General features: G+C 72.5%; 35 protein-coding genes. 34 read left to right on the forward strand and 1 reads right to left on the reverse strand.

Annotated features, from left to right (window positions below; translation table 11 throughout):
* Position 1 precedes the first annotated feature (1 nt).
* The 31 genes from rplV (at position 2) to AB2L27_RS09670 (ending at position 19,907) form a co-directional block, all read left to right on the forward strand.
* Positions 2–382: a 50S ribosomal protein L22 gene (gene rplV, locus AB2L27_RS09520; RefSeq protein ID WP_366172914.1), complete on the forward strand. Its 381-nt coding sequence runs from the start codon at positions 2–4 to the stop codon at positions 380–382.
* The gene (gene rpsC / locus AB2L27_RS09525) at positions 382–1,185 is read left to right on the forward strand and encodes a 30S ribosomal protein S3 (RefSeq protein WP_370441235.1); all 804 of its coding nucleotides are present in this window, start codon (positions 382–384) and stop codon (positions 1,183–1,185) included. Before rplV ends, rpsC begins: the two co-directional genes overlap by 1 nt.
* Before the next feature lie 3 nt (positions 1,186–1,188).
* The gene (gene rplP / locus AB2L27_RS09530; RefSeq protein WP_370441236.1) at positions 1,189–1,605 is read left to right on the forward strand and encodes a 50S ribosomal protein L16; all 417 of its coding nucleotides are present in this window, start codon (positions 1,189–1,191) and stop codon (positions 1,603–1,605) included.
* 1 nt (position 1,606) lies between these two features.
* A complete protein-coding gene (rpmC, locus tag AB2L27_RS09535; RefSeq protein ID WP_370441320.1) occupies positions 1,607–1,855 on the forward strand; it encodes a 50S ribosomal protein L29 in 249 nt (82 codons plus the stop codon).
* Positions 1,852–2,145: a 30S ribosomal protein S17 gene (gene rpsQ / locus AB2L27_RS09540; RefSeq protein WP_370441237.1), complete on the forward strand. Its 294-nt coding sequence runs from the start codon at positions 1,852–1,854 to the stop codon at positions 2,143–2,145. The genes rpmC and rpsQ overlap by 4 nt, the downstream gene beginning before the upstream one ends.
* A gap of 130 nt (positions 2,146–2,275) precedes the next feature.
* Positions 2,276–2,644, forward strand: coding sequence for a 50S ribosomal protein L14 (rplN, locus tag AB2L27_RS09545; RefSeq protein ID WP_012084971.1), 369 nt, complete (start codon positions 2,276–2,278; stop codon positions 2,642–2,644).
* Positions 2,645–2,646: 2 nt separating this feature from the next.
* Complete coding sequence (gene rplX / locus AB2L27_RS09550) at positions 2,647–3,018, forward strand: 50S ribosomal protein L24 (RefSeq protein WP_370441238.1); 372 nt, start codon at positions 2,647–2,649, stop codon at positions 3,016–3,018.
* Entirely contained in the window at positions 3,018–3,587 is a 570-nt protein-coding gene (gene rplE / locus AB2L27_RS09555; protein WP_370441239.1) for a 50S ribosomal protein L5, read from the forward strand. The genes rplX and rplE overlap by 1 nt, the downstream gene beginning before the upstream one ends.
* A 2-nt stretch (positions 3,588–3,589) precedes the next feature.
* Positions 3,590–3,775 carry a type Z 30S ribosomal protein S14 gene (locus AB2L27_RS09560; RefSeq protein WP_370441240.1) on the forward strand — a complete coding sequence of 62 codons (186 nt, stop codon included), beginning with the start codon at positions 3,590–3,592 and terminating at the stop codon, positions 3,773–3,775.
* A gap of 97 nt (positions 3,776–3,872) precedes the next feature.
* Positions 3,873–4,271, forward strand: a complete 399-nt coding sequence (gene rpsH / locus AB2L27_RS09565; protein WP_367636841.1) for a 30S ribosomal protein S8 — start codon at positions 3,873–3,875, stop codon at positions 4,269–4,271.
* 13 nt (positions 4,272–4,284) lie between these two features.
* Positions 4,285–4,824, forward strand: a complete 540-nt coding sequence (rplF, locus tag AB2L27_RS09570) for a 50S ribosomal protein L6 (protein WP_370441241.1) — start codon at positions 4,285–4,287, stop codon at positions 4,822–4,824.
* Between the two features lie 2 nt (positions 4,825–4,826).
* Complete coding sequence (gene rplR, locus AB2L27_RS09575) at positions 4,827–5,204, forward strand: 50S ribosomal protein L18 (protein WP_370441321.1); 378 nt, start codon at positions 4,827–4,829, stop codon at positions 5,202–5,204.
* Positions 5,205–5,235: 31 nt separating this feature from the next.
* Positions 5,236–5,886, forward strand: coding sequence for a 30S ribosomal protein S5 (gene rpsE, locus AB2L27_RS09580; RefSeq protein ID WP_370441242.1), 651 nt, complete (start codon positions 5,236–5,238; stop codon positions 5,884–5,886).
* A complete protein-coding gene (rpmD, locus tag AB2L27_RS09585; RefSeq protein WP_370441243.1) occupies positions 5,886–6,068 on the forward strand; it encodes a 50S ribosomal protein L30 in 183 nt (60 codons plus the stop codon). The genes rpsE and rpmD overlap by 1 nt, the downstream gene beginning before the upstream one ends.
* A complete protein-coding gene (rplO, locus tag AB2L27_RS09590) occupies positions 6,068–6,526 on the forward strand; it encodes a 50S ribosomal protein L15 (RefSeq protein ID WP_370441244.1) in 459 nt (152 codons plus the stop codon). The genes rpmD and rplO overlap by 1 nt, the downstream gene beginning before the upstream one ends.
* Positions 6,527–6,753: 227 nt before the next feature.
* Positions 6,754–8,055: a preprotein translocase subunit SecY gene (secY, locus tag AB2L27_RS09595; RefSeq protein WP_370441245.1), complete on the forward strand. Its 1,302-nt coding sequence runs from the start codon at positions 6,754–6,756 to the stop codon at positions 8,053–8,055.
* Positions 8,052–8,627 carry an adenylate kinase gene (locus AB2L27_RS09600; RefSeq protein ID WP_370441246.1) on the forward strand — a complete coding sequence of 192 codons (576 nt, stop codon included), beginning with the start codon at positions 8,052–8,054 and terminating at the stop codon, positions 8,625–8,627. The genes secY and AB2L27_RS09600 overlap by 4 nt, the downstream gene beginning before the upstream one ends.
* Before the next feature lie 11 nt (positions 8,628–8,638).
* Entirely contained in the window at positions 8,639–9,451 is an 813-nt protein-coding gene (gene map, locus AB2L27_RS09605) for a type I methionyl aminopeptidase (protein WP_370441247.1), read from the forward strand.
* A 171-nt stretch (positions 9,452–9,622) separates the two neighbouring features.
* Positions 9,623–9,844, forward strand: a complete 222-nt coding sequence (gene infA, locus AB2L27_RS09610; RefSeq protein ID WP_012084955.1) for a translation initiation factor IF-1 — start codon at positions 9,623–9,625, stop codon at positions 9,842–9,844.
* A 62-nt stretch (positions 9,845–9,906) separates the two neighbouring features.
* Entirely contained in the window at positions 9,907–10,020 is a 114-nt protein-coding gene (gene rpmJ, locus AB2L27_RS09615) for a 50S ribosomal protein L36 (RefSeq protein WP_106209588.1), read from the forward strand.
* 186 nt (positions 10,021–10,206) lie between these two features.
* Positions 10,207–10,587 (forward strand): 30S ribosomal protein S13, encoded by a 381-nt coding sequence (rpsM, locus tag AB2L27_RS09620; RefSeq protein WP_366172883.1) that lies wholly within the window; start codon positions 10,207–10,209, stop codon positions 10,585–10,587.
* A 99-nt stretch (positions 10,588–10,686) separates the two neighbouring features.
* Positions 10,687–11,094 carry a 30S ribosomal protein S11 gene (gene rpsK, locus AB2L27_RS09625; RefSeq protein ID WP_106209584.1) on the forward strand — a complete coding sequence of 136 codons (408 nt, stop codon included), beginning with the start codon at positions 10,687–10,689 and terminating at the stop codon, positions 11,092–11,094.
* 149 nt (positions 11,095–11,243) lie between these two features.
* Positions 11,244–12,257, forward strand: coding sequence for a DNA-directed RNA polymerase subunit alpha (locus AB2L27_RS09630; RefSeq protein ID WP_367636854.1), 1,014 nt, complete (start codon positions 11,244–11,246; stop codon positions 12,255–12,257).
* 56 nt (positions 12,258–12,313) lie between these two features.
* A complete protein-coding gene (gene rplQ, locus AB2L27_RS09635; RefSeq protein ID WP_370441248.1) occupies positions 12,314–12,886 on the forward strand; it encodes a 50S ribosomal protein L17 in 573 nt (190 codons plus the stop codon).
* Entirely contained in the window at positions 12,883–13,773 is an 891-nt protein-coding gene (locus AB2L27_RS09640; protein ID WP_370441322.1) for a tRNA pseudouridine synthase A, read from the forward strand. The genes rplQ and AB2L27_RS09640 overlap by 4 nt, the downstream gene beginning before the upstream one ends.
* 46 nt (positions 13,774–13,819) lie before the next feature.
* Positions 13,820–14,362 (forward strand): SixA phosphatase family protein, encoded by a 543-nt coding sequence (locus tag AB2L27_RS09645; RefSeq protein WP_370441249.1) that lies wholly within the window; start codon positions 13,820–13,822, stop codon positions 14,360–14,362.
* A 45-nt stretch (positions 14,363–14,407) separates the two neighbouring features.
* Positions 14,408–16,117: an ABC-F family ATP-binding cassette domain-containing protein gene (locus AB2L27_RS09650; RefSeq protein ID WP_370441250.1), complete on the forward strand. Its 1,710-nt coding sequence runs from the start codon at positions 14,408–14,410 to the stop codon at positions 16,115–16,117.
* Between the two features lie 168 nt (positions 16,118–16,285).
* Positions 16,286–16,729, forward strand: coding sequence for a 50S ribosomal protein L13 (gene rplM, locus AB2L27_RS09655; protein WP_370441251.1), 444 nt, complete (start codon positions 16,286–16,288; stop codon positions 16,727–16,729).
* A gap of 50 nt (positions 16,730–16,779) precedes the next feature.
* Entirely contained in the window at positions 16,780–17,277 is a 498-nt protein-coding gene (gene rpsI, locus AB2L27_RS09660; RefSeq protein WP_370441252.1) for a 30S ribosomal protein S9, read from the forward strand.
* Positions 17,278–17,428: 151 nt separating this feature from the next.
* Positions 17,429–18,793, forward strand: a complete 1,365-nt coding sequence (glmM, locus tag AB2L27_RS09665) for a phosphoglucosamine mutase (RefSeq protein WP_370441253.1) — start codon at positions 17,429–17,431, stop codon at positions 18,791–18,793.
* Positions 18,794–18,836: 43 nt separating this feature from the next.
* Positions 18,837–19,907, forward strand: coding sequence for a GNAT family N-acetyltransferase (locus AB2L27_RS09670; protein WP_370441254.1), 1,071 nt, complete (start codon positions 18,837–18,839; stop codon positions 19,905–19,907).
* Here AB2L27_RS09670 and coaA read toward each other — a convergent pair.
* The gene (gene coaA / locus AB2L27_RS09675; RefSeq protein WP_370441255.1) at positions 19,883–20,884 is read right to left on the reverse strand and encodes a type I pantothenate kinase; all 1,002 of its coding nucleotides are present in this window, start codon (positions 20,882–20,884) and stop codon (positions 19,883–19,885) included. The genes AB2L27_RS09670 and coaA overlap by 25 nt on opposite strands.
* A gap of 75 nt (positions 20,885–20,959) precedes the next feature.
* On the opposite strand from coaA, the gene glmS reads away from it, so the two are divergent.
* The 3 genes from glmS to AB2L27_RS09690 all read left to right on the forward strand — a co-directional run bounded on the left by glmS (position 20,960) and on the right by AB2L27_RS09690 (position 24,763).
* Complete coding sequence (glmS, locus tag AB2L27_RS09680; protein WP_370441256.1) at positions 20,960–22,828, forward strand: glutamine--fructose-6-phosphate transaminase (isomerizing); 1,869 nt, start codon at positions 20,960–20,962, stop codon at positions 22,826–22,828.
* Between the two features lie 92 nt (positions 22,829–22,920).
* Positions 22,921–23,274: a holo-ACP synthase gene (locus tag AB2L27_RS09685; protein WP_370441257.1), complete on the forward strand. Its 354-nt coding sequence runs from the start codon at positions 22,921–22,923 to the stop codon at positions 23,272–23,274.
* A gap of 49 nt (positions 23,275–23,323) precedes the next feature.
* Positions 23,324–24,763 (forward strand): NAD(P)H-hydrate epimerase, encoded by a 1,440-nt coding sequence (locus AB2L27_RS09690; protein ID WP_370441258.1) that lies wholly within the window; start codon positions 23,324–23,326, stop codon positions 24,761–24,763.
* Positions 24,764–24,788: the final 25 nt, after the last annotated feature.

Here is a 24,788-nt window from a genome sequence, read left to right on the forward strand (position 1 = left end):
GATGGAAGCCAAGGCGCAGACGCGGCACCTCCGCGTCACGCCCCAGAAGGCGCGCCGAGTCGTCGACCTCGTCCGGGGCAAGCAGGCCACCGAAGCCGTCGCCGTGCTCTCGTTCGCCCCGCAGGCGGCGGCCGAGCCCGTGCGCAAGCTCGTCGAGAGCGCCATCGCGAATGCGAAGTTCCTCGCGGACAAGCACTCCGAGGCGTTCGACCCGAACGAGTACGTCGTGAAGGCGATCCACGTGGACGAGGGTCCGACCATGAAGCGCTTCCGTCCGCGGGCCCAGGGCCGCGCCGGACGCATCCTGAAGCGCACGAGCCACATCACCGTGGTCGTGGCCCCCGCCGTCGCCGGCGCCAAGAAGACGAGGAGGACCCGCTGATGGGACAGAAGGTCAACCCGCACGGGTTCCGACTGGGCATCACCACGGACCACAAGAGCCGCTGGTTCGCCGACTCCACCAAGACCGGTCAGCGCTACGCCGACTACGTCAAGGAGGACGTCGCGATCCGCCGCCTCATGTCCAAGGGCATGGAGCGCGCCGGCATCTCCAAGGTCGAGATCGAGCGCACCCGCGACCGCGTGCGCGTCGACATCCACACCGCCCGGCCGGGCATCGTCATCGGCCGTCGCGGCGCGGAGGCCGACCGCATCCGCGGTGAGCTGGAGAAGCTCACGGGCAAGCAGGTCCAGCTGAACATCCTCGAGGTCAAGAACCCCGAGACCGACGCCCAGCTGGTCGCCCAGGGCATCGCCGAGCAGCTCGCGAGCCGCGTCTCGTTCCGTCGCGCCATGCGCAAGGGGATGCAGACCTCGCTCCGCTCGGGCGCCAAGGGCATCCGCGTGCAGTGCGCCGGCCGTCTGGGCGGCGCCGAGATGAGCCGCTCGGAGTTCTACCGCGAGGGTCGCGTCCCGCTGCACACGCTGCGCGCGAACATCGACTACGGGTTCTACGAGGCCCGCACCACCTTCGGCCGCATCGGCGTGAAGGTCTGGATCTACCACGGTGACGTCACCAGCCGTGAGCTCGCCCAGTCGCAGGCCGCCGCCCCGCGCGCGCCGCGTCGTGGTGAGCGCGGTGACCGCGGCGAGGGCCGCGGGCGTCGCCGTCCCACCGCCGAGCAGCAGCCGGCAGCCGAGGCTGCCCCCGCTGCGGCGCCGGCCAGCACCGGAACGGAGGCCTGAGTCGTGCTCATCCCACGGCGAGTCAAGCACCGCAAGCAGCACCACCCCACGCGGCGTGGTGCGGCGTCCGGCGGCACCCGGGTCACGTTCGGTGAGTACGGGATCCAGGCCGTCGAGGGCGGGTACGTCACGAACCGGCAGATCGAGTCGGCCCGTATCGCCATCACCCGCCACATCCGTCGTGGCGGCAAGGTCTGGATCAACATCTACCCGGACCGGCCGCTGACGAAGAAGCCCGCCGAGACCCGCATGGGGTCCGGTAAGGGGTCGCCGGAGTGGTGGATCGCGAACGTCAAGCCCGGACGCGTCATGTTCGAGCTGTCGTTCCCCAACGAGAAGGTCGCTGCGGAGGCGCTGACCCGCGCCATCCACAAGCTGCCCGTCAAGTGCAAGATCGTGCGCCGCGAAGGTGGTGAGTGAGTTGGCCATCGGGACCAAGGGCCTGAGCGCCGACGAGCTGCGTGAGTTCGACGACGCGAAGCTGGTCGACGAGCTGAAGAAGGCGAAGGAAGAGCTGTTCAACCTGCGCTTCCAGTCCGCCACCGGCCAGCTGGAGAACAACTCCCGGCTGAAGGCCGTCAAGCGGGACATCGCCCGCATCTACACGACGATGCGCGAGCGCGAGCTCGGCATCACCGAGGCGCCGATCACGAAGGAGGCTGCGAAGTGAGCGAGCAGGACACCGCCGTGTCGTCCGAGGCGAGCACCGAGCGCGGCTACCGCAAGACGCGCCGCGGGTACGTCGTCAGCGACAAGATGCAGAAGACCGTCGTCGTCGAGGTCGAGGACCGCGTGAAGCACCCGCTCTACGCGAAGGTCATCCGCCGCACGACGAAGGTCAAGGCGCACGACGAGGTCGAGACGGCCGGCGTGGGGGACCTCGTCCTCATCGCCGAGACCCGGCCGCTGTCGGCGACCAAGCGTTGGCGCGTCGTCGAGGTCCTCGAACGCGCGAAGTGACGCGCGCGTCCTCGGACGCGTTCGACCGAGGGTGGGCCGCGGTTGCGGCCCACCCCCAGATTCCATGTCCGTTCGGCCAGGCTCGCCCCCTCGCGGGTGGTCGAGAACCGGCGCGACGAAGGAGTAGAGAGTGATCCAGCAGGAGTCGCGGCTCAAGGTCGCCGACAACACGGGTGCCAAGGAGATCTTGTGCATCCGCGTGCTCGGCGGTTCCGGCCGCCGTTACGCCGGCATCGGTGACGTGATCGTGGCCACGGTCAAGGACGCCATCCCCGGCGGGAACGTCAAGAAGGGCGATGTGGTCAAGGCCGTCATCGTCCGCACCAAGAAGGAGCGTCGGCGCGCCGACGGTTCCTACATCCGTTTCGACGAGAACGCCGCGGTGATCCTCCGCGCTGACGGCGACCCGCGCGGCACCCGCATCTTCGGGCCCGTCGGTCGCGAGCTGCGTGAGAAGAAGTTCATGCGGATCATCTCGCTGGCGCCGGAGGTGCTCTGACCATGGCGAAGTTGCGCATCAAGAAGGGTGACCTGGTCCAGGTCATCACCCGCGTGCGCGGGCGCAAGAACGAGGACGGCACCAAGACGTCGGACCTCGGCAAGCAGGGCAAGGTGCTCGAGGTCAACGCCGAGACGCAGCGCGTCCTGGTCGAGGGTGTGAACCGCGTCAAGCGCCACACCAAGGCCCGTCCGGGTGTGGAGGGCGGCATCGTCGAGCGCGAGGCGCCGATCCACATCAGCAACGTGCAGCTCGTCGACCCGGAGACCGGGAAGCCGACGCGCGTCGGCATCCGCGAGGAGAAGGTCGAGCGCGACGGTCGCACCAAGACCAACCGCATCCGCGTCGCCAAGCGTTCCGGCAAGGACATCTGATGACCACCACCACTGAAGCGCCCGCCCTGCCTCGTCTGAAGCAGCGCTACCGCGAAGAGATCAAGGGTCAGCTGCACACGCAGTTCTCCTACCCGAACGTCATGCTCATCCCCGGCCTGGTCAAGGTCGTGGTGAACATGGGTGTCGGCGAGGCTGCGCGTGACTCCAAGCTGATCGACGGCGCCGTCCGCGACCTGACGGCCATCACCGGCCAGAAGCCGCAGATCACCAAGGCCCGGAAGTCCATCGCCCAGTTCAAGCTGCGCGAGGGCATGCCGATCGGCTGCCACACCACCCTGCGCGGGGACCGGATGTGGGAGTTCCTGGACCGCCTGCTGTCGCTGGCGCTGCCGCGCATCCGCGACTTCCGCGGGCTGTCGCCGAAGCAGTTCGACGGCAACGGCAACTACACCTTCGGTCTCACCGAGCAGTCGATGTTCCACGAGATCGACCAGGACAAGATCGACCGCGTCCGCGGGATGGACATCACGGTCGTGACGACGGCGAAGACCGACGACGAAGGCCGTGCGCTGCTGCGTGCTCTGGGCTTCCCGTTCAAGGAGAACTGACCGTGGCGAAGACCGCTCTGATCCACAAGGCCGCGCGCAAGCCCAAGTTCAAGGTGCGCGCCTACACCCGCTGCCAGCGTTGCGGTCGCCCGCACGCCGTGTTCCGCAAGTTCGGCCTGTGCCGTGTCTGCGTGCGCGAGATGGCACACCGCGGCGAGCTGCCCGGTGTGACCAAGAGCAGCTGGTGACCTCCTACTCCTTCACGACCCTGATCACTGAGACGCCGAAGGTCCGGCCCGCACTGCGAGGCACGGAAACCGCGGCGAGGAAGGGCGGACGAGCCCGATGACGATGACCGACCCCATCGCGGACATGCTGACGCGTCTGCGGAACGCCAACTCGGCGTACCACGACACCGTCCAGATGCCGTACAGCAAGCTGAAGTCCCACATCGCCGAGATCCTCCAGGCCGAGGGCTACATCGCCTCCTGGACCGTCGAGGACGCCGAAGTGGGCAAGAAGCTGACGCTGAACCTGAAGTTCGGCCCGAACCGTGAGCGTGCGATCGCCGGCCTGCGCCGCGTGAGCAAGCCCGGTCTGCGGGTCTACGCGAAGTCGACGAACCTGCCCCGCGTGCTCGGTGGCCTCGGCGTGGCGATCCTGTCCACGTCCTCGGGGCTGCTGACCGACAAGCAGGCCAACAAGAAGGGCGTGGGTGGGGAAGTCCTCGCCTACGTCTGGTGAGGGAGGAGAACTCATGTCGCGCATCGGTCGACTCCCGATCACCGTCCCCTCGGGCGTGGACGTGACCATCGACGGCTCCGCCGTCTCGGTCAAGGGCCCCAAGGGCGAACTGAGCCACACGGTCGCTTCCCCCATCGCGGTGGAGCGCACCGAGGACGGGCTCCTGTCGGTCACCCGTCCCGACGACGAGCGCACCTCGCGCTCGCTGCACGGCCTGACCCGCACCCTCATCTCCAACATGGTCGAGGGTGTGACCAAGGGCTACGAGAAGAAGCTCGAGATCGTCGGCACGGGGTACCGCGTCACGGCCAAGGGCTCCGACCTGGAGTTCGCGCTGGGCTACAGCCACCCGGTCGTCGTCAAGGCGCCGGCGGGCATCACCTTCGCGGTGGAGAGCAACACCAAGTTCTCCGTGGCGGGGATCGACAAGCAGCAGGTCGGCGAGGTCGCTGCGAACATCCGCAAGCTCCGCAAGCCCGACCCGTACAAGGGCAAGGGCGTGCGCTACGCCGGCGAGCAGATCCGCCGCAAGGTCGGAAAGGCTGGTAAGTGACGATGGGACTCTCCACCCAGAAGACCCAGAAGGGCACTGCGCCGGCGCGCAAGCGTCGTCACACCCGCGTGCGCAAGAAGGTCGTCGGCACCGCCGTGCGTCCTCGTCTCGTCGTCACGCGGTCCACGCGTCACGTGTTCGTCCAGGTCATCGACGACGCCGCGGGTCACACCCTGGCGTCGGCCTCGACCATGGAGGCGGACCTGCGCGCCAGCGGCGACGACAAGTCGGCCAAGGCCAAGGCCGTCGGCGTCCTCGTCGGCGAGCGGGCCAAGGCCGCCGGTGTCGAGGCCGTGGTCTTCGACCGCGGCGGCAACCGCTACGCCGGGCGCGTCGCGGCCATCGCGGACGGCGCTCGTGAGGCGGGGCTGTCCCTGTGACCTACGAAGTCGATGAGATGAGGAACGTCTGATGCCTGGACCCCAGCGCCGAGGCGCCGGTGCGGCCGGCGGCGGCGACAACCGCAACGACAACCGCGGGAACGACCGCGGTCGCGGCGGTCGCGACGGCGGCCGCGACAACCGCGGACGCGGCGACGCGGACCGCAGCAACTTCGTCGAGCGCGTCGTGACGATCAACCGCGTCGCTAAGGTCGTCAAGGGCGGTCGTCGCTTCAGCTTCACGGCCCTCGTGGTCGTGGGTGACGGCGACGGCACCGTCGGTGTCGGCTACGGCAAGGCCAAGGAGGTGCCCGCGGCGATCGCCAAGGGTGTCGAGGAGGCCAAGAAGAACTTCTTCCGGGTCCCCAAGATCCAGGGCACCATCCCGCACCCCGTGCAGGGCGAGAAGGCGGCCGGCGTGGTCATGCTGCGCCCGGCCTCCCCGGGTACCGGTGTCATCGCCGGTGGTCCGGTGCGCGCCGTGCTCGAGTGCGCGGGCATCCACGACGTGCTGTCGAAGTCCCTGGGCTCGGACAACGCGATCAACATCGTGCACGCGACCATCGAGGCCCTGCGCGGTCTCGAGCGTCCCGAGCAGGTCGCGGCCCGCCGCGGTCTGTCCGTGGAGCAGGTCACCCCGGTCGCGCTGCTGCGCGCCCAGGCCGCGGGGGTGAGCTCCTGATGGCTCGTCTCAAGGTGACCCAGATCAAGTCCGGCATCGGCGGCAAGCAGAACCAGCGCGACACGCTCCGCAGCCTCGGACTCCACAAGATCGGGCAGTCGGTCGTCAAGGACGACAAGCCCGAGTTCCGTGGGATGGCCAACACCGTCGCGCACCTCGTGAAGGTTGAGGAGGTCGACTGATGCCCAACCAGGGTGAGCACGTCCTGAAGCTGCACCACCTGCGCCCGGCCCCGGGCTCGAACACCGCGAAGACCCGCGTGGGTCGCGGTGAGGGCAGCAAGGGCAAGACCGCCGGTCGCGGCACCAAGGGCACCAAGGCCCGCTACCAGGTGCCCGAGGCGTTCGAGGGCGGGCAGATGCCGCTCCACATGCGCCTGCCGAAGCTGCGCGGGTTCAAGAACCCGTTCCGCGTCGAGTACCAGGTCGTCAACCTCGACAAGCTCGCCACCCTCTTCCCCGAGGGCGGCACCGTCGGTGTCGACGAGCTCGTCGCCAAGGGCGCCGTCCGCAAGGGCCAGCCCGTCAAGGTCCTCGGCACCGGTGAGGTGTCCGTGGCGCTGCAGGTGACGGCCGACAAGTTCTCGACCTCGGCGGCCGAGAAGATCGCGGCTGCGGGCGGGTCCACGACCGTCCGCTGACGCCCAGCACGACCGCTCACACGGCGGTAGCGGCGAGTGATCGCCCGCTACCGCCGTGTGTGCGTTTGCGGGGAGGTAGGGTCTAGCCGGAGCTGCGCGTCCGTGTGGCGCTGGGCCCCCGTGTACGGCGCAGCACCCGTTGTGCCCGAAGTACCCTGTTCGGCCCAACCGTCCGACCAGTCAGGAACGACTCCGGCTCCCTCGGGAGCGCGGTGCAGGAGGTCGTAGTGCTCACCGCAATCGGTCGCGCCTTCCGGACGCCCGACCTGCGCCGCAAGCTGCTCTTCACGATCGGGATCATCGCCCTGGTCCGGCTGGGCTCCTTCGTGCCGGCTCCGGGGGTCTCCTACTCCGCGGTGCAGCAGTGCATCGACGTGGCGCAGACCGGCAACGACCTGCTCGGCCTGGCGAACCTGTTCTCGGGCGGGGCGCTGCTCCAGCTGAGCATCTTCGCGCTCGGGATCATGCCGTACATCACCGCCAGCATCATCGTGCAGCTGCTGACGGTCGTCATCCCGCGCTTCGAGGCCCTCAAGAAGGAGGGCCAGCAGGGGACCGGCAAGCTGACGCAGTACACGCGCTACCTCACCATCGGTCTGGCCGTCCTGCAGTCCACGACGTACGTCACGATCGCCCGCGAGCCCTCGCGCCTGTTCGGCACCTCGTGCAACGCCGAGGTCCTGCCCGACCAGAGCGTCCCGACGATCCTGCTGATGGTCCTGACCATGACGGCCGGCACCGGCCTGATCATGTGGCTCGGTGAGCTCGTCACCGAGCGCGGCGTCGGCAACGGCATGTCGCTGCTGATCTTCGCCCAGATCGCGGCCACCTTCCCGACGTCGCTGCTGGCGATCGGCCGCGAGCGCGGCTGGCTGACCTTCGCCGGTGTGCTCGCGGTGGGTCTCGTCGTCGTGGCGGCCGTCGTGGCGGTCGAGCAGTCCCAGCGCCGGGTGCCCGTCCAGTACGCCAAACGGATGATCGGTCGGCGCATGTACGGGGGCACGTCCACCTACATCCCGCTGAAGGTCAACATGGCCGGGGTCATCCCGGTCATCTTCGCCTCCTCGCTGCTCTACCTGCCCGCCCTCGTGGCCCAGTTCAACGACCCGAACGCGGCCTGGGTGGCGTGGATCACCGACCACTTCACCAAGGGCGACCACCCGCTGTACATGGCGGTCTACTTCCTGCTCATCATCTTCTTCGCGTACTTCTACGTCGCGATCACGTTCAACCCGGACGAGGTCGCCGAGAACATGCGCAAGTACGGCGGGTTCATCCCCGGTGTGCGCGCCGGACGGCCCACCGCGGAGTACCTCGACTACATCCTCACCCGCATCACCCTGCCAGGATCGCTGTACCTGGGGCTCATCTCGCTGCTTCCCCTCATCGCGTTCGTGCTCTTCAATGCGAACACGAACTTCCCCTTCGGGGGCACGTCGATCCTGATCATCGTCGGGGTCGGGCTCGAGACGGTGAAGCAGATCGAGTCCCAGCTCCAGCAGCGCAACTACGAAGGGTTCTTGCGATGACACGTCTCGTCCTCCTCGGTCCGCCCGGTGCGGGCAAGGGCACCCAGGCCAAGCTCCTGTCCGACCGCCTCGGCGTCCCCGCCATCTCGACCGGCGACATCTTCCGCGCCAACGTCGCGGCGGAGACCGACCTGGGCACGACGGTCAAGGAGTACCTGGACGCCGGCAAGTACGTGCCCGACTCCGTCACCAACGCGATGGTCCGCGACCGGCTGCAGCAGCCGGACGCCGCCGGGGGCTTCATCCTCGACGGCTACCCCCGCACGACCGACCAGGTCCGCGAGCTCGACGACATGCTGGTCGAGACCGGGGGCAAGCTCGAGCACGTGCTGGAGATCACCGCCGACACCGACGAGCTCGTGCGCCGGCTGTCCAGGCGCGCCGTCGAGCAGGGCCGCAGCGACGACACCGAGGACGTCATCCGCACCCGCCAGCAGGTGTACCTGGAGCAGACGGCCCCGCTGGTCGAGGTCTACTCCGAGCGGGGCCTGCTGCGGTCGGTGGACGGGCTGGGGGAGATCTCCGACGTCACCGAGCGGCTGGTCGAGGCCCTCGACCTGCCCGACGCCTGAGGCCGCCCCTCGTGTTCGGACGTGAACGGGTCGAGTACAAGACCCCCGAGCAGGTGCTGGCCATGCGCAAGGCCGGGCTGCTGACGTACGCGGCGCTGGAGAGCGTGCGCTCGGCCCTGCGGCCCGGGCTCACCCTCGCCGAGCTGGACGCCCTGGGGGCGGAGGTCATCCGCACCGGGGGCGGCACCTCGAACTTCCTCGGGTACCAGGGCTACCCCAAGACGCTGTGCATCTCGGTCAACGAGGTCGTCGTGCACGGCATCCCGGGCGAGCAGGTGCTGGCCGAGGGCGACGTGGTCTCCGTCGACGGCGGGTGCGTCATCGACGGCTGGCACGGGGACTCGGCCTTCACCGCGATCGTGGGGGAGGCGGCCGACCCCGGGGACGCCGAGCTGGTGGAGATCACCCGGCAGGCGCTGTGGGCCGGCATCGCGGCGCTGGACGCGCGCGGTCGCGTCGGGGACGTGGGGGCGGCCGTGGAGGACTCCGTGGACGGCCGGCTCGGCATCGTCGACGGCTACACCGGGCACGGCATCGGGACGGCCATGCACATGGCCCCGGAGGTCCTGAACCACCGCGTCCGCGAGAAGGGCCCGAAGGTCAAGCCCGGGCTCGTGCTCGCCATCGAGCCGATGTGCACCCGCGGCGGCGTCGAGACCGAGGTGCTGGCCGACGACTGGACGGTCGTGACGTCCGACGGTGCGCGCGCCGCGCACTGGGAGCACACGGTGGCGGTCCTCGACGAGGGCCTGTGGGTGCTCACCGCCCCCGACGGCGGCGCCTCCGAGCTCGCCGCGTACGGCATCACCGTCCCGGGGGACTGATCGCCGGATGCGTCTTCGGTTGCGCCGCAGCGCAGTCGGACGGCATGATCGCCCGATTTCGCCCACGGCGCGCCGTCGCGTAAGCTTGACCGTCGGTCCGCCATGCCTCCCGTTGGTTCCGCCAGCGGGGCCGGGCTGACTCCACCCGACACTTGATGAAAAGCGGAGGACATGCCGAAGAAGGACGGCGTCATCGAGATCGAAGGCACCGTGATCGAGGCTCTGCCGAACGCGATGTTCCGCGTCGAGCTGAGCAACGGCCACAAGGTGCTCGCCCACATCTCCGGGAAGATGCGTCAGCACTACATCCGCATCCTCCCCGAGGACCGGGTGGTCGTCGAGCTCAGCCCCTACGACCTGTCCCGCGGGCGCATCGTCTACCGCTACAAGTGACCACCCACTGGCCGCCGGCCCACCCCGGACCCCGGGGTGGGTTCTGCACGACCGGAGACACGATGAAGGTCAAGCCGAGCGTCAAGAAGATCTGCGACAAGTGCAAGGTGATCCGCCGTCACGGGCGGGTCATGATCATCTGCGACAACCTGCGCCACAAGCAGCGCCAGGGCTGACGCAGCGGGTCACACCGCCGCACGACCCGCAGTCCTCGCCGAGGACGCGCACCACTCACTCGCAGGACCCGCCGACCGCCCCTCCCGGGGCGGGCGGTGACACCCCCGGTCGGAGGCCGGGGCCCGCTCGAGACGGCGGGAGCGGTCCTGCGGCAGACCTCCGCGACAGAAGAGGGACCATCCCGCATGGCACGTCTCGTCGGCGTCGACCTCCCCCGCGAGAAGCGGCTGGAGATCGCGCTCACGTACATCTACGGCGTCGGTCGCACCCGCGCCCAGGAGACCCTGGCCGCGACGGGCGTCAGCCCGGACCTGCGCGTCCGCGACCTCACGGACGACGACCTGGTCGCGCTGCGCGACCACATCGAGGGCAACTACCGCGTCGAGGGTGACCTCCGCCGCGAGGTGGCCGCCGACATCCGCCGCAAGGTGGAGATCGGCTGCTACGCCGGTCTGCGGCACCGCCGCGGCCTGCCCGTCCGCGGGCAGCGCACGAAGACCAACGCGCGCACCCGCAAGGGCCCCAAGCGCACCGTGGCCGGCAAGAAGAAGGCCGGTCGCAAGTAACCGTCCCCGTGACGGTGCGGTCCGCCAGCGGGCCGCCTCGCGAACCCGTGGTTCGCCCTCGCACCCCAGTCGTCGCAGTCCACCAGGAGTCCGGAGAGCATGCCTCCCAAGAGCCGTCAGGCCACGGCGACGCGCAAGCCGCGTCGCAAGGAGAAGAAGAACGTCGCGCACGGCCACGCGCACATCAAGTCGACGTTCAACAACACGATCGTGTCGATCACCGACCCGACGGGCGCGGTCATCGCGTGGGCGTCGGCCGGTCAGGTCGGCTTCAAGGGCTCGCGCAAGTCCACCCCGTTCGCCGCGCAGATGGCCGCCGAGGCGGCCGCCCGTCGTGCGCAGGAGCACGGCATGCGCAAGGTCGACGTCTTCGTCAAGGGCCCGGGTTCGGGCCGTGAGACGGCGATCCGCTCCCTCCAGGCCACCGGCCTGGAGGTCGGCGCGATCCAGGACGTGACCCCCAGCCCGCACAACGGCTGCCGTCCGCCCAAGCGTCGGCGCGTCTGACGAGGGTCCGGTCCTGACGCCCACCCGCGCGGCGGGCGTCGGGACCGTCCCCACCGGAACCCAGTTCTAGCAGTCAGACCCCGTCGGCGGACCGATGTCGACGGGCGTGCGGGGCGTCATATGGCGGACGCCCGCGGGAAGGAACCTCCGTGCTGATCGCACAGCGCCCCACCCTCACCGAGGACGTCGTCGACGAGTACCGCTCGCGCTTCGTCATCGAGCCCCTCGAACCCGGCTTCGGGTACACCCTCGGCAACTCCCTGCGCCGGACCCTGCTGTCGTCCATCCCGGGCGCGGCGGTCACGAGCCTGCGCATCGACGGTGTGCTCCACGAGTTCACCTCCGTGCCGGGGGTCAAGGAGGACGTCACCGAGATCGTCCTCAACGTCAAGAACCTCGTCGTCTCCTCCGAGCACGACGAACCCGTCGTGATGTACCTGCGCAAGCAGGGCCCGGGCGCGGTCACCGCGGCCGACATCGCCCCGCCCGCCGGGGTCGAGGTGCACAACCCCGACCTGCACATCGCGACGCTCAACGGCAAGGGCAAGCTCGAGCTGGAGCTCACGGTCGAACGCGGCCGCGGCTACGTCTCGGCCGCGCAGAACAAGTCCGGTGAGCAGGAGATCGGCCGCATCCCGGTCGACTCGATCTACTCCCCGGTCCTGAAGGTGACGTACAAGGTCGAGGCCACCCGCGTCGAGCAGCGGACGGACTTCGACCGCCTCGTCGTGGACGTGGAGACCAAGCACGCCATCTCCCCGCGCGACGCCGTCGCCTCCGCCGGCAAGACGCTCGTCGAGCTGTTCGGCCTGGCGCGCGAGCTCAACGTCGAGGCCGAGGGCATCGACATGGGCCCCTCGCCGACCGACGCCGCGCTCGCGGCCGACCTCGCGCTCGAGATCGAGGCGCTGGACCTCACCGTCCGCTCCTACAACTGCCTCAAGCGCGAAGGCATCCACACCGTCGGCGAACTGGTCTCGCGCAGCGAGGCCGACCTGCTCGACATCCGCAACTTCGGGCAGAAGTCCATCGACGAGGTCAAGGCCAAGCTGGTCGGCATGGGTCTGCACCTCAAGGACTCCCCGCCCGGGTTCGACCCGAGCGCCGTCGTCAACGACTTCGAGGACGACGACCAGTCGTTCGCCGAGGACGAGCAGCTCTGACCGTCCGCAGCCGCACGCGCTGAGAACGCGAGCGGCAACACCGAGGAGACAACACAATGCCCACCCCCACCAAGGGTCCGCGGCTCGGCGGCGGGCCGGCCCACGAGAAGCTCATCCTCGCCAACCTGGCGACTGCGCTCTTCGAACACCGCAGCATCACCACCACCGAGGCCAAGGCCAAGCGGCTGCGCCCGCACGCCGAGCGCCTCATCACGTTCGCGAAGAAGGGTGACCTGGCGGCTCGCCGCGAGGTCATGAAGACGGTGCGCGACAAGTCCGTCGTGCACTTCCTCTTCACCGAGATCGCCCCGGCCATGGCCGAGCGCAACGGCGGCTACACCCGCATCGTGAAGATCGGCCCCCGCAAGGGCGACAACGCCCCCATGGCCGTGATCCAGCTCGTCATGGAGCCGGTCAGCGCCAAGCAGGGCGTCGTGCGCGAGGCCGAGCAGGCCGCCGCGGCGTCCACCCCGGCCGAGGAGACCCCGGAGACCACCGAGGTCGAGGCCGGCGGCGTGCAGCAGCCCGACACCCTGCCCGACGCGGACGCCCCGGCGACCGCCGACGAGGGCGTCGAGCTCGATGCGGCCGAGGCCGACCCGAGCGACGAGAAGAAGGACCAGGCCTGAGCGCCTCCTTCCCGCACGACGAGCCCGTCCTCCCCACCGGGGAGGGCGGGCTCGTCCGCGTCCGGCTCGACCTCGGCTACGACGGGACGCGCTTCGCCGGCTGGGCCGAGCAGCCGGGGCTGCGCACCGTCCAGGGGGAGCTGACCGCCGCCCTGGGCCGCGTGCTGCGCCTGGACCCGGCCCCGCGCCTGACGGTGGCCGGGCGCACCGACGCCGGGGTGCACGCGAGCGGGCAGGTGGCCCACGTCGACGTCCCCGCGGCCGCGTGGGCGGCCGTGCCGGGGCGCTCCGACGCCCCGCCCGCACAGGCCCTCGTGCGGCGCCTGGCGGGCGTCCTGCCGCCCGACGTGCGCGTCCACGGCGCCGGGCGGGCCCCCGCCGGTTTCGACGCGCGGTTCGGCGCCCTGCGCCGCCGCTACGCCTACCGGGTCTGCGACGACCCCGCCGGGGTGCCCCCGCTGCGGCGCTTCGACGTGCTGCACCACCGCCGCCCCCTCGACGTCACCGCCATGGACCTCGCCGCGCGCAGCCTCGTCGGGCTGCGCGAGTTCGCCGCCTTCTGCAAGCCGCGCGAGGGGGCCACGACCGTCCGCACGCTGCTGGGCTACTCCTGGCGGCGCACCGCCGGCGGCCTGCTCGTGGCCGACGTGCAGGCCGACGCCTTCTGCCACTCGATGGTCCGCGCGCTCGTGGGCGCCGCCCTCGCCGTGGGCGACGGCCGGCGCGACGTCGACTGGCCCCGCCTCGTGCAGGACCGCGCCGTGCGCGACCCGGCGGTCGCCGTCGTGGGCCCGCAGGGGCTGACGCTGGAGGAGGTCGTCTACCCCGCCGACGCCGACCTCGCCGCCCGCGCCGCGCAGGCGCGCTCCGTGCGCACCCTCCCGTGAGGGGCCGGGTGGGACGTGCGCCCACCCGTGCGGCACGCTGGGGCGTGTGCCCACGCTCGTCGTCGTCCGCCACGCCAAGGCCGAATCGCCGGTCGGTCTGCAGGACATCGCCCGCCCCCTGGCCGACCGCGGCAAGGCCGACGCCCGGGAGGCGGGACGCTGGCTGCGCGAGCACGTCGGCCGCTGCGACCTGCTCCTGAGCTCGCCGGCCCGGCGCACCGAGGAGACCACGGCCCGGCTCCTGGACGGCTGGTGCGTCGCTCCCGTCATCGTCGACGAGGAACGGCTGTACGAGGCCTCCCTCGGTGACCTGCTGCGCATCGTCCGCGGCCTGGACACCGAGACCGCCGACGCCACGGTCGTCCTCGTGGCCCACAACCCCGGCGTCAGCGCGCTCGTGGAGGCGCTCACGGGCGAGGTGACGCAGCTGCGCACGGCCGGCATCGCGGTGCTCGACGTCAGCGGGGCGTGGGCCGACGCGGACACGACGAGCTGCACGCTGCGGGTGCAGCACACCGCCCGCGCCGAGGTCGCCGACGCGGACGGGCGCGAGAGCGGCGGCGGGCGGGAAAGCGGCGGCGGGCACTGACCCGGACCCGGCACACTGGCCGCTCACGCGAGGAGGAGCAGGGCAGTGGCTGGAGCAGTGGCGGGAACAACGGGTGGGCACGTCGACGTCGCAGGGCTGAGCCACGAGCTCCCCGACGGCCGGCCCCTGCTGAGCGAGGTCTCCTTCCGGGTGGCCGGGGGGACGACGACGGCCCTCGTGGGCCCCAACGGCACGGGCAAGACGACGCTGCTGCGCCTCGTCGCCGGCGACGAGCCCGTGCAGGAGGGGGCGGTCGCCCGCAGCGGCGGCCTCGGCGTCATGCGCCAGTTCGTCGGCTCGGTCCGCGACGGCACGACCGTCGCCGAGCTGCTCGTCTCCGTGGCCCCCGCCCCGCTGCGGGAGGCCTTCGCGGCCGTGGAGGCGGCCGAGGCGGCGATGGTCGAGCAGGAGACGGAGAAGTCGCAGCTGCGGTACGCGCAGGCGCTGGCCGACTTCGGCGACGCCGGGGGGTACGAGCAGGAGGTGCTGTGGGACGAGTGCACCCACGCCGCCCTGGGGGTGTCCTTCGACACCTGCCGCAACCGCCTGGTCCGCACGCTGTCCGGCGGTGAGCAGAAGCGGCTCGTGCTGGAGGCGCTGCTGCGCGGGCCCGAGGGCGTCCTGCTGCTGGACGAACCCGACAACTACCTCGACGTGCCCGGCAAGCGGTGGCTGGAGGGGCAGCTGCGCGCCACGACGAAGTCGGTGCTCCTCGTCAGCCACGACCGGGAGCTGCTGGCCGCCGCGGCCGACCGCATCGTCACGCTCGAACCGGGCGTGGCCGGGGCGGTGGCGTGGACGCACGGGGGGTCCTTCGCCGACTACGGCGCCGCCCGGCAGGCCCGGGGGGAGCGGCTGGAGGAGCTGCGCCGCCGCTGGGACGAGGAGCGCGTCAAGCTGCGCACCCTCGTCGTGACGCTGCGGGAGAAGTCGAAGTTCAACGACGGCATGTCCTCGCGCTACGCGGCGGCGCAGACGCGCCTGGCCGCGTTCGAGGCGGCCGGGCCGCCCCAGGCGCCGCCGGTGGCGCAGGACGTGCGGATGCGGCTGCGCGGGGGCCGCACGGGCAAGCGGGCCGTCGTCGTGGAGGGCCTGGAGCTCACCGGGCTCATGCAGCCCTTCGACGCCGAGCTGTGGCTGGGGGACCGCGTCGCGGTGCTGGGCTCCAACGGCTCGGGCAAGTCGCACTTCCTGCGGCTGCTGGCCGCCGGCGGGTCCGACCCCGACGCCGAGCACCGTCCCGTCGACGAGCACGTGCCGGAGGCGGTGCGGCACACCGGCAGCGTCCGGCTGGGGGCGCGCGTGCGGCCGGGCTGGTTCGCCCAGACGCACGAGCAGCCGGCCCTGCTGGGCCGGTCCCTGCTCGACGTGCTGCACCGCGGCACCGCCCACCGCGACGGCCTGGACCGCGAGGCCGCCTCGCGGGCGCTGGACCGGTACGGGCTGGCCGAGGCCGCCGAGCAGCTGTTCCAGAACCTCTCCGGCGGGCAGCAGGCCCGGTTGCAGATCCTGCTGCTGGAGCTGTCGGGGGCGACCCTGCTCCTGCTGGACGAGCCGACCGACAACCTGGACCTGCACTCGGCCGAGGCGCTGGAACAGGCCCTGACCGCCTTCGAGGGCACGGTCGTGGCCGTCACCCACGACCGGTGGTTCGCCCGCGGCTTCGACCGCTTCCTGCTGTTCGGGGAGGACGGGCGGGTCGTGGAGACCCCCGAGCCCGTGTGGGACGTGCGGCGCGTGGAGCGGGTGCGCTGAGACGGGGGAGCGGGTGCCCGGGCCGTTTTGACCCGTCAGGTGGACGGCGGGTAACGTCATGGGTCGTTGTGCCCACGCAGTGCCTGCCGTAGGCCCGGGAACCCCCGGCGCCGGAGGACTCGAGCGCGGGCCCAGTCCGCAACAAGTCCGAGGAGATGGGCAACCCCCGTGCGCACGTTCACCCCGAAGCCGGGCGACATCGACCGCCGCTGGCTCGTCATCGACGCGGAGGACGTCGTCCTGGGCCGCCTGGCCGTCCAGGCCGCCACCCTCCTGCGCGGCAAGCACAAGCCGACCTTCGCCCCGCACGTCGACGGCGGTGACTACGTCATCATCGTCAACGCCGCCAAGGTGGCCCTCACGGGCTCCAAGCGCGAGCAGAAGGTCGCCTACCGCCACTCCGGGTACCCGGGCGGCCTGAAGGCCACCGGCTACGTCGAGCTGCTCGACAAGAACCCGGAGAAGGCCGTCGAGAAGGCCATCCGCGGCATGATCCCCAAGAACTCGCTCGGCCGTCAGGTCCTGAGCAAGCTCAAGGTCTACGCGGGCCCGGAGCACCCCCACGCGGCGCAGCAGCCCGTGCCCTTCACGATCACCCAGGTCGCGCAGTGAGCCGCGGCGAAGCCCGATCCGCCGTCCCGGCCGTCTGAGCGAGGAGCACTGTGAGCGAGTACACCGAAGAGGTCGTCGAGGACGTCACCGAGACGGACGAGTTCGACGGGACCTACACGTCCGAGTCGTCCGCCCCGGCCACCGGCGGCAACAGCATCATCGCCCCCGGCGGGGCCACCGGCCGCCGCAAGGAGGCCATCGCCCGCGTCCGCATCGTCCCCGGCTCCGGCCAGTGGAAGATCAACGGCCGTGAGCTGGACGACTACTTCCCGAACAAGGTCCACCAGCAGCTCGTCAACGAGCCGTTCCGCGTGACCGCGCTCGAGGGGTCGTTCGACGTCATCGCCCGCATCCACGGCGGTGGGTCCTCCGGCCAGGCCGGCGCCCTGCGCCTCGGCGTGGCCCGCGCGCTCAACGCGGTGGACCTCGAGGCCAACCGCCCGGCGCTGAAGAAGGCCGGCTTCCTGACCCGCGACCCGCGCGCCATCGAGCGCAAGAAGGCCGGTCTGAAGAAGGCCCGCAAGGCGCCGCAGTTCAGCAAGCGCTGATCCGGCCGCACGCCGGTCAGCCGCTGCCGCCCGGTGCGGCGGGCAGCGAGTACCGTCACGACGGCCCCGGGAACTCTCCCGGGGCCGTCGTGGTGTCTGGGGCGGGTGCCCGCAGGGGCACGGCCCGTGAACGCAGGGAGAGGACGACAGGGTGGGGCGGCTCTTCGGGACCGACGGTGTGCGGGGGCTGGCGAACGTCGACCTGACCGCCGAGATGGCGCTGGGGCTGAGCGCGGCCGCGGCCACCGTGCTCGTCGAGGAGGGCGGGACGGCGCACCCCCGCGCCCTGGTGGCCCGGGACCCGCGCGCGTCGGGGGAGTTCCTGGCGGCCGCCGTCGTCGCCGGGCTGGCCAGCTCCGGCGTCGACGTCCTCGACGTGGGGGTCGTGCCGACCCCGGCCCTGGCCCACCTCGTCGACACCTCCGGCGCCGACTTCGGCGTCATGCTCTCGGCCTCGCACAACGCGATGCCGGACAACGGGCTGAAGATCTTCGCCCGCGGCGGGACGAAGCTGCCCGACCAGGTGGAGGACCGCATCGAGGCGGCCTACCGCGCCGGTTCGGCGCGACGGCCCACCGGCGGTGGTGTCGGGCGGGTCCACGCCGGCCCCGACGTGGAGCAGGACGCGCAGGACACCTACGTCGAGCACCTGCTGTCCACCCTGCCCGGCGGCCCGGGGTCCCTGGCCGGTCTGCACGTCGTCGTGGACTGCGCCGAGGGGGCGGCCAGCGCCGTCTCCCCGCGCGTCCTGCGCGAGGCGGGGGCCCGCGTCACGACCCTGCACGCCGCCCCCGACGGGCTGAACATCAACGACGGCTGCGGCTCCACCCACCTGGGGCCGGTGACGGCCGCGGTCCTGCGCCACGGCGCCGACCTCGGCCTGGCCCACGACGGTGACGCCGACCGCTGCCTGGCCGTGGACGCGGCCGGGGCGGCCGTCGACGGCGACCAGATCATGGCCGTCCTGGCCCTGGCCCTGCGCGAGCGCGGTCAGCTCACCGCGGACACCCTCGTCGCCACCGTCATGAGCAACCTCGGCCTCAAGCTCGCGATGCAGCGCGAGGGCGTCCGCGTCGTGGAGACGGGGGTGGGGGACCGCTACGTCCTGGAGGCGCTGAACGCCGGCGGCTGGAGCATCGGCGGGGAGCAGAGCGGGCACGTCGTGCTGCCCGCGCACGCCACCACCGGCGACGGCGTCCTGACGGGCCTGCAGCTGGCCGCCCGGATGGCCGAGACGGGCCGGTCCCTCGCCGACCTCGCCTCGGTCGTCGAACGGCTGCCGCAGGTGCTCGTCAACGTCCGCGGGGTCGACAAGTCCCGCGCGGGCCGCGACGCCGACCTGCTGGCCGCCGTCGCCGACGCCGAGCGCGAGCTGGGGCAGACCGGCCGGGTGCTGCTGCGCCCCAGCGGCACCGAACCGCTCGTGCGGGTCATGGTCGAGGCCGCGCACACGCAGCACGCCCAGGACGTCGCCGACCGCCTCGCGGGCGTCGTGCGCGAACGCCTCGCGCTCTGAAACCCTCTCGCGCTCCGGTCGTCCGGTCTGGCTGACTGGGCGCGTGACCCCCGCCCCGACCCTGCGCAGCACGTCGTCCGCCGATCCCGGGCGCAGCGACTGGGCGCGGGTCCACTTCGACCGCTGGTACGACGCGCTGGCCGCGGCCGAGGCCGTCGACCGCCCGGACCCCGCGACGTGGCGCCGCGGGGAACTGCGGGCCCTGCTGGAGCGGGGTGCCGCGGACGAGCGGATGCACGTCCTGCTCGCCGAGGAGGACGGTGACGTCGTGGGCGTGGCCGACGTGCGCTGCCCCCTGGCCGACAACCGGCACCTGGCCCACGTGCACGTCGCCGTCCCGCCCGCCCACCGGCGCCGCGGGGTGGGGTCGGCGCTGCTCGCGGCGGCCCTCGACGTGGCCGCGGCGCAGGGCCGGACCACCGTGCGGGCGTGCGTCGACCGCCCCGCCGACCGTCCGCCGCGGGACTGGCCCGGCTCGCTCGCCGCGGCCCGCTGGGGCTTCGGGGCCGGGCTGCTCGACTCGCGGCGGCAGCTCACCCTCCCGCCGGACGCGGGCCGGCTCGCGGCGCTGGAGGCCGCGGCCGCCCCGCACGCCACCGGCTACCGGGTCCGCGCCCACGCCGGGCCCGTCCCGGAGGAGGACCTGGAGGAGATGGCCCACCTGACGTCCCGGATGAGCACCGACGCCCCGAACGGCGACCTCGCGGTCGAACCGGAGCACTGGGACGCGGCGCGGATCCGCGAGGTGGAGGCCGTGCGGGCGGCGCAGGGGCGGCACCAGTGGGTCGCGGTCGCGCAGGACGCCACGGGCCGGCTCGTCGCCCACACCGTGCTCGTGCGTTCCGACCACGAACCGGAACGACTCGTCCAGCTCGACACCCTCGTCCTGGCCGAGCACCGCGGCCACCGCCTCGGCACGCTCGTCAAGCTGGCCTGCCTGCGCCGCGCCTTGCTCGACAACCCCGCGGCGCACCGGGTCTCGACGTGGAACGCGGTGTCGAACACCCCGATGGTCGCGGTCGACGAGGCCCTGGGGTTCGTCCTCGACGAGTTCCAGGAGGAGTGCGAGGCGCCGCTGGAGCGGGTGGTTCAGACCTTGCGCAACCGCACCTGACGGACCGAGTGGTCCGGGCCCTTCTGCAGCACGCAGGTGGCCCGCCCGCGCGTGGGCAGCACGTTCTCGGCGAGGTTCGGGCCGTTGATCTCGTTCCAGATGCCACGGGCCCGGGCCACGGCCTCGTCGTCGGTGAGCGAGGCGTAGCGGTGGAAGTAGGACTGGGGGTCGGAGAACGCGGTGCGGCGCAGTTCCAGGAACCGGTCCACGTACCAGGTGCGGACGTCCTCGCTGCGGGCGTCGACGTAGAGGGAGAAGTCGAAGTAGTCGCTGACGGCGACGCCCTGCGTCCCGTCGGCGCGCACCCGCGCCGGCTGCAGGACGTTCAGCCCCTCGACGATGAGGACGTCGGGCTGCCGGACGAGGACCTCCTCGTCGGGGACGATGTCGTAGACGAGGTGGGAGTACACCGGCGCCCGCACCTGCGGGACCCCGGACTTCACGGCGGCGAGGAACCGCAGCAGCGCCCGCCGGTCGTAGCTCTCGGGGAACCCCTTGCGGTGCAGGATGCCGCGCCGCTGCAGCTCGGCGTTCGGCAGCAGGAAGCCGTCGGTCGTCACGAGTTCGACGCGCGGGGTCTCGGGCCAGTGCGACAGCAGTTCGCGCAGCACGCGGGCCGTGGTGGACTTGCCCACCGCGACCGACCCGGCGATGCCGATGACGAACGGGGTCCGCTGGACGGCCTCGCCCAGGAACGTGGACGTCGCCGCGTGCAGCGACCCCGCCGACCGGTCGTACAGGGTCAGCAACCGCGACAGCGGCAGGTAGACCTCCTCGACCTCGCGCAGGTCGACCCGGTCGCCCAGCCCCCGCAGCCGGGTGACGTCCTCGGCGGTCAGGGTCAGCGGGGTGCTGGCCCGCAGGGCGCTCCAGTGCGCGCGGTCCAGCACGACGTACGGCGTGGGGGAGCCGCTCGGGGCCGGGCCGGGCGTCGCGGGAGTGGTGGCGGGGGGAGTGGTCGTCGCGCCCGTTCTCACCGGCGTGAGGCTACCGGGTGACGGACCGGGCTCTCCTGGCCGGGACGGGCCCCCGCGGACCGTACCCTCGTGCTCATGTGCGGAATCGTCGGGTACGTGGGGTCCCAGCGCTCGGGGGACGACGGGGCGGGCGTCGGGGTGGTCCTGGAGGGGCTGCGCCGGTTGGAGTACCGCGGGTACGACTCCGCGGGCATCGCCGTCGTCACGGCCGACGGCGTCCAGACCCGCAAGAAGGCGGGCAAGCTCGCCAACCTCGTCGGGGAGCTGGCGTCCGACCCGCTGCCCGCGGCCGCCACGGCCATCGGGCACACCCGCTGGGCCACCCACGGGGGCCCGACCGACGCCAACGCCCACCCGCACGTCGGGACCGGCGGCCGCGTCGCCGTCATCCACAACGGCATCGTGGAGAACTTCGCGGCCCTGCGCGCCGACCTGGCCGAGGCCGGGGTGGAGTTCACCAGCGAGACCGACACCGAGGTCGTCGCCCACCTGCTGGCCCGCGCCTGCGAGGGCACCGCGGACCTCGCCGCGGCCATGCGCTCGGTCTGCACCCGGCTCGAGGGCGCGTTCACGCTGCTGGCCGTGCACGCCGACGCCCCCGACACGATCGTCGGTGCCCGCCGGAACTCCCCGCTCGTCGTGGGTCTGGGCGAGGGGGCGAACTACCTCGGCTCCGACGTCGCCGCGTTCATCGCCTCCACCCGCGAGGCCCTCGAACTGGGCCAGGACCAGGTCGTCACCATCACCCCCGACAGCGTCGTCGTCACCGGGTTCGACGGCTCGCCCGCCCAGGGCCGCCGGTTCCACGTCGACTGGGACGCCGCGGCCGCCGAGAAGGGCGGTTTCCCCTCGTTCATGGCCAAGGAGATCCACGACCAGCCCAAGGCCATCGCCGACACCCTCCTGGGCCGGGTCGAGGAGAGCACGGGCCGGTTGCAGCTGGACGAGATGAAGATCTCCGAGGCGGAACTGCGCACGATCGACAAGATGATCGTCATCGCCTGCGGCACCGCGGCCTACGCCGGTCAGGTGGCGAAGTACGCCATCGAGCACTGGTGCCGGGTCCCCGTCGAGGTGGAACTGGCCCACGAGTTCCGCTACCGCGACCCCGTCGTCTCCGAGCGCACCCTCGTCGTCGCGATCTCCCAGTCCGGGGAGACGATGGACACCATCATGGCCGTCCGGCACGCCCGCGAGCAGGGCGCGAAGGTCCTGGCCATCTGCAACACCAACGGCTCGACGATCCCGCGCGAGTCCGACGCGGTCCTCTACACCCACGCCGGGCCGGAGATCGCCGTCGCCTCGACGAAGGCGTTCCTCGCCCAGATCACCGCCTGCTACCTGCTCGGCCTGTTCCTGGCCCAGCTGCGGGGGAACAAGTTCTCCGACGAGGTCGCCGAGGTCCTCGCGCAGCTGCACGAGATCCCCGGGCAGGTGCAGCAGGTCCTCGACGGCCTCGAGCAGGTCCGCGAGATCGCCCGCTACATGGCCGACACCCGCTCGGTGCTGTTCCTGGGCCGGCACGTGGGGTACCCCGTGGCGATGGAGGGCGCGCTCAAGCTGAAGGAACTCGCCTACATCCACGCCGAGGGTTTCGCCGCCGGCGAGCTCAAGCACGGGCCCATCGCGCTCATCGAACCGGGCCAGCCCGTGTTCGTCGTCGTGCCGAGCCCGCGCGGGCGGGACTCCCTGCACTCCAAGGTCGTCTCGAACATCCAGGAGGTCCGGGCGCGCGGGGCGCGGACCCTCGTCATCGCCGAGGAGGGCGACACGGCCGTGGAGCCGTACGCCGACGTGGTGATCCGCGTGCCGCGGACGTCGACGCTGCTCTCGCCGCTGCTGGCCGTGGTGCCGCTGCAGGTCTTCGCCTGCGAGCTGGCGGCGGCCAAGGGCCTGGACGTCGACCAGCCCCGCAACCTCGCCAAGTCCGTCACCGTGGAGTGACCCCCGCCGTCGGGCGGACCCCGCTGTTCCTCCCCGTGGGCCCGCGTGGGAGCGTGACGCCCGCGGACGCCGTCGGCGGAGGGACAGCACTGGTGATCATCGGCATCGGGATCGACGTCGTGGACGTGGCCCGCTTCAAACGTCAGGTGGAGCGCACGCCCCTGCTGCTCGAACGGCTCTTCGGCGACGGTGAGCGGGGCCTGCCGCCGGAGTCGCTCGCGGCGCGGTTCGCGGCCAAGGAGGCCGTGGCCAAGGCCCTCGGCGCCCCCGTCGGCCTCGTCTGGCGCGACGTCGTCGTCGAGCGCGAGGACGGGCACCGCCCCGAGATCGTCGTCAAGGGCAGCGCGCGGAAGACCGCCGAGGAGATGGGCGTGGCGACCTTCCACCTGTCCCTGTCCCACGACGCGGGCATCGCGACGGCCATGGTGGTCGCCGAGTCGCGGTGAGCGCCGCCCCCGGGGGGCGCCCGGGCGCACCTGCGGGGAGGGTGGGGGCGTGATCGCCGCGCACACCGTCGAGGACGTCCGCCGCACCGAGGCCGCCGCGATGGCCGCCCTGCCCCCCGGCACGCTCATGCAGCGCGCCGCCGCCGCCCTCGCCGTGGCCTGCGCGGACGTCCTGCGCGAGACCACGGGCGGCCTCACCGGCCGCCGCGTCGTCGTCCTGGCCGGGGCCGGGGACAACGGCGGGGACGCCCTGCTGGCCGCGGCCCGCCTGGCCCGCCGCGGCGTCGCCGTCACCGCCCTGCGCACCGCCGACCGCGTCCACGACGAGGCCCTGGCCGACGCCCACCGCGCCGGCGTCCGCAGCCGGCCGTGGCGCCCCGGCGACGAGGACGTCTGCGCCGGCGCCGACCTGCTCCTGGACGGCATCGCCGGGATCGGCGGCCGCGGGGGCCTGCGCCCGGCCTTCGAGGGCCTGTCCGCGCTCGACGGGCCCGCCGTCGTCGCCGTCGACCTGCCCTCGGGCCTGGACGCCGACACCGGCGCGGTGACCGGGGAGGTCCTGGCCGCCGACCTCACCGTGACGTTCGGGACGGCCAAGCCGGTGCACCTGCTGGGCCCGGCCGCCGCCCTGTGCGGACGGCTGCTCGTGGCCGACATCGGCCTGACCGACCTGCCCGCCCCCGCGCTCGAGCGCGTCGAACCCGCCGACGTCGCGGCCCGCTGGCGCCGGCCCCGGCCCTCGGACGACAAGTACTCCCGCGGGGTCGTCGGCGTCGTCGCCGGCGGGCCGGACTACACCGGCGCCGCCGTCCTGGCCGTGCAGGCCGCCGTCCGCGCCGGGGCCGGGATGGTCCGCTACGTGGGCCCGGCGCACCCGAGCGAGCTCGTCCGGCACGCCCGGCCCGAGGTCGTCGCCGGCCCCGGGCGCGTGCAGGCGTGGGTCCTGGGCCCGGGGGTCTCCCCGGACGACCCCGACCAGCAGGCCCACGTGCGCGAGGCCCTGCGCGGCGGTGAACCGGCCGTCGTGGACGCCGGCGCCCTCACCGACCTGCCCGACCTCGGCCCGCAGCACGTCCTGACCCCGCACGCCGGGGAGCTGGCCCGCCTGCTGGGCGCCGAGCGCTCCGCCGTCGAGGCCGACCCGCTGACCCACGCCCGTCGCGTCCACGAGGAGACCGGCGCGACGGTCCTGCTCAAGGGCACCGTGACGACGGTCGTGGGGGCCCGCGTCCTCACCGCCGCCGCCGCGCCCGCCTGGCTCGCCACCGCCGGCGCCGGGGACGTGCTCGCCGGGATCCTCGGCACGGCGCTCGCCGGTCTGCGCGACCCGCACGACCCCGAGGCCGTCGCCCTGGCGGCCGCCGACGCCGCCGTCCTGCACGGCTGCGCCGCGGCCCTGGCCTCGGCAGGCGGGCCGCTGGCCGCGCTCGACGTCGCCGAGGCCGTGCCCGCGGCCCTGACGTCCCTGCCGGGGTGGGACACGCCCTGAGCGTTCCGCGCCCGCCGAGTACCGT

The sequence above is a fragment of the Kineococcus halophytocola genome, from assembly GCF_041276425.1.
GTDB lineage: Bacteria > Actinomycetota > Actinomycetes > Actinomycetales > Kineococcaceae > Kineococcus > Kineococcus halophytocola.

Bases quoted from the DNA above. Each gene is read 5' to 3' on its own strand.
- rplV (WP_366172914.1), top strand. From the start codon at position 2: ATGGAAGCCAAGGCGCAGACGCGGCACCTCCGCGTCACGCCCCAGAAG.
- rpsC (WP_370441235.1), top strand. From the start codon at position 382: ATGGGACAGAAGGTCAACCCGCACGGGTTCCGACTGGGCATCACCACG.
- rplX (WP_370441238.1), top strand. From the start codon at position 2,647: ATGGCGAAGTTGCGCATCAAGAAGGGTGACCTGGTCCAGGTCATCACC.
- rplE (WP_370441239.1), top strand. From the start codon at position 3,018: ATGACCACCACCACTGAAGCGCCCGCCCTGCCTCGTCTGAAGCAGCGC.
- rpsH (WP_367636841.1), top strand. From the start codon at position 3,873: ATGACGATGACCGACCCCATCGCGGACATGCTGACGCGTCTGCGGAAC.
- rplF (WP_370441241.1), top strand. From the start codon at position 4,285: ATGTCGCGCATCGGTCGACTCCCGATCACCGTCCCCTCGGGCGTGGAC.
- rplR (WP_370441321.1), top strand. From the start codon at position 4,827: ATGGGACTCTCCACCCAGAAGACCCAGAAGGGCACTGCGCCGGCGCGC.
- rpsE (WP_370441242.1), top strand. From the start codon at position 5,236: ATGCCTGGACCCCAGCGCCGAGGCGCCGGTGCGGCCGGCGGCGGCGAC.
- rpmD (WP_370441243.1), top strand. From the start codon at position 5,886: ATGGCTCGTCTCAAGGTGACCCAGATCAAGTCCGGCATCGGCGGCAAG.
- rplO (WP_370441244.1), top strand. From the start codon at position 6,068: ATGCCCAACCAGGGTGAGCACGTCCTGAAGCTGCACCACCTGCGCCCG.
- AB2L27_RS09600 (WP_370441246.1), top strand. From the start codon at position 8,052: ATGACACGTCTCGTCCTCCTCGGTCCGCCCGGTGCGGGCAAGGGCACC.
- infA (WP_012084955.1), top strand. From the start codon at position 9,623: ATGCCGAAGAAGGACGGCGTCATCGAGATCGAAGGCACCGTGATCGAG.
- rpmJ (WP_106209588.1), top strand. From the start codon at position 9,907: ATGAAGGTCAAGCCGAGCGTCAAGAAGATCTGCGACAAGTGCAAGGTG.
- rpsM (WP_366172883.1), top strand. From the start codon at position 10,207: ATGGCACGTCTCGTCGGCGTCGACCTCCCCCGCGAGAAGCGGCTGGAG.
- rpsK (WP_106209584.1), top strand. From the start codon at position 10,687: ATGCCTCCCAAGAGCCGTCAGGCCACGGCGACGCGCAAGCCGCGTCGC.
- rplQ (WP_370441248.1), top strand. From the start codon at position 12,314: ATGCCCACCCCCACCAAGGGTCCGCGGCTCGGCGGCGGGCCGGCCCAC.
- glmS (WP_370441256.1), top strand. From the start codon at position 20,960: ATGTGCGGAATCGTCGGGTACGTGGGGTCCCAGCGCTCGGGGGACGAC.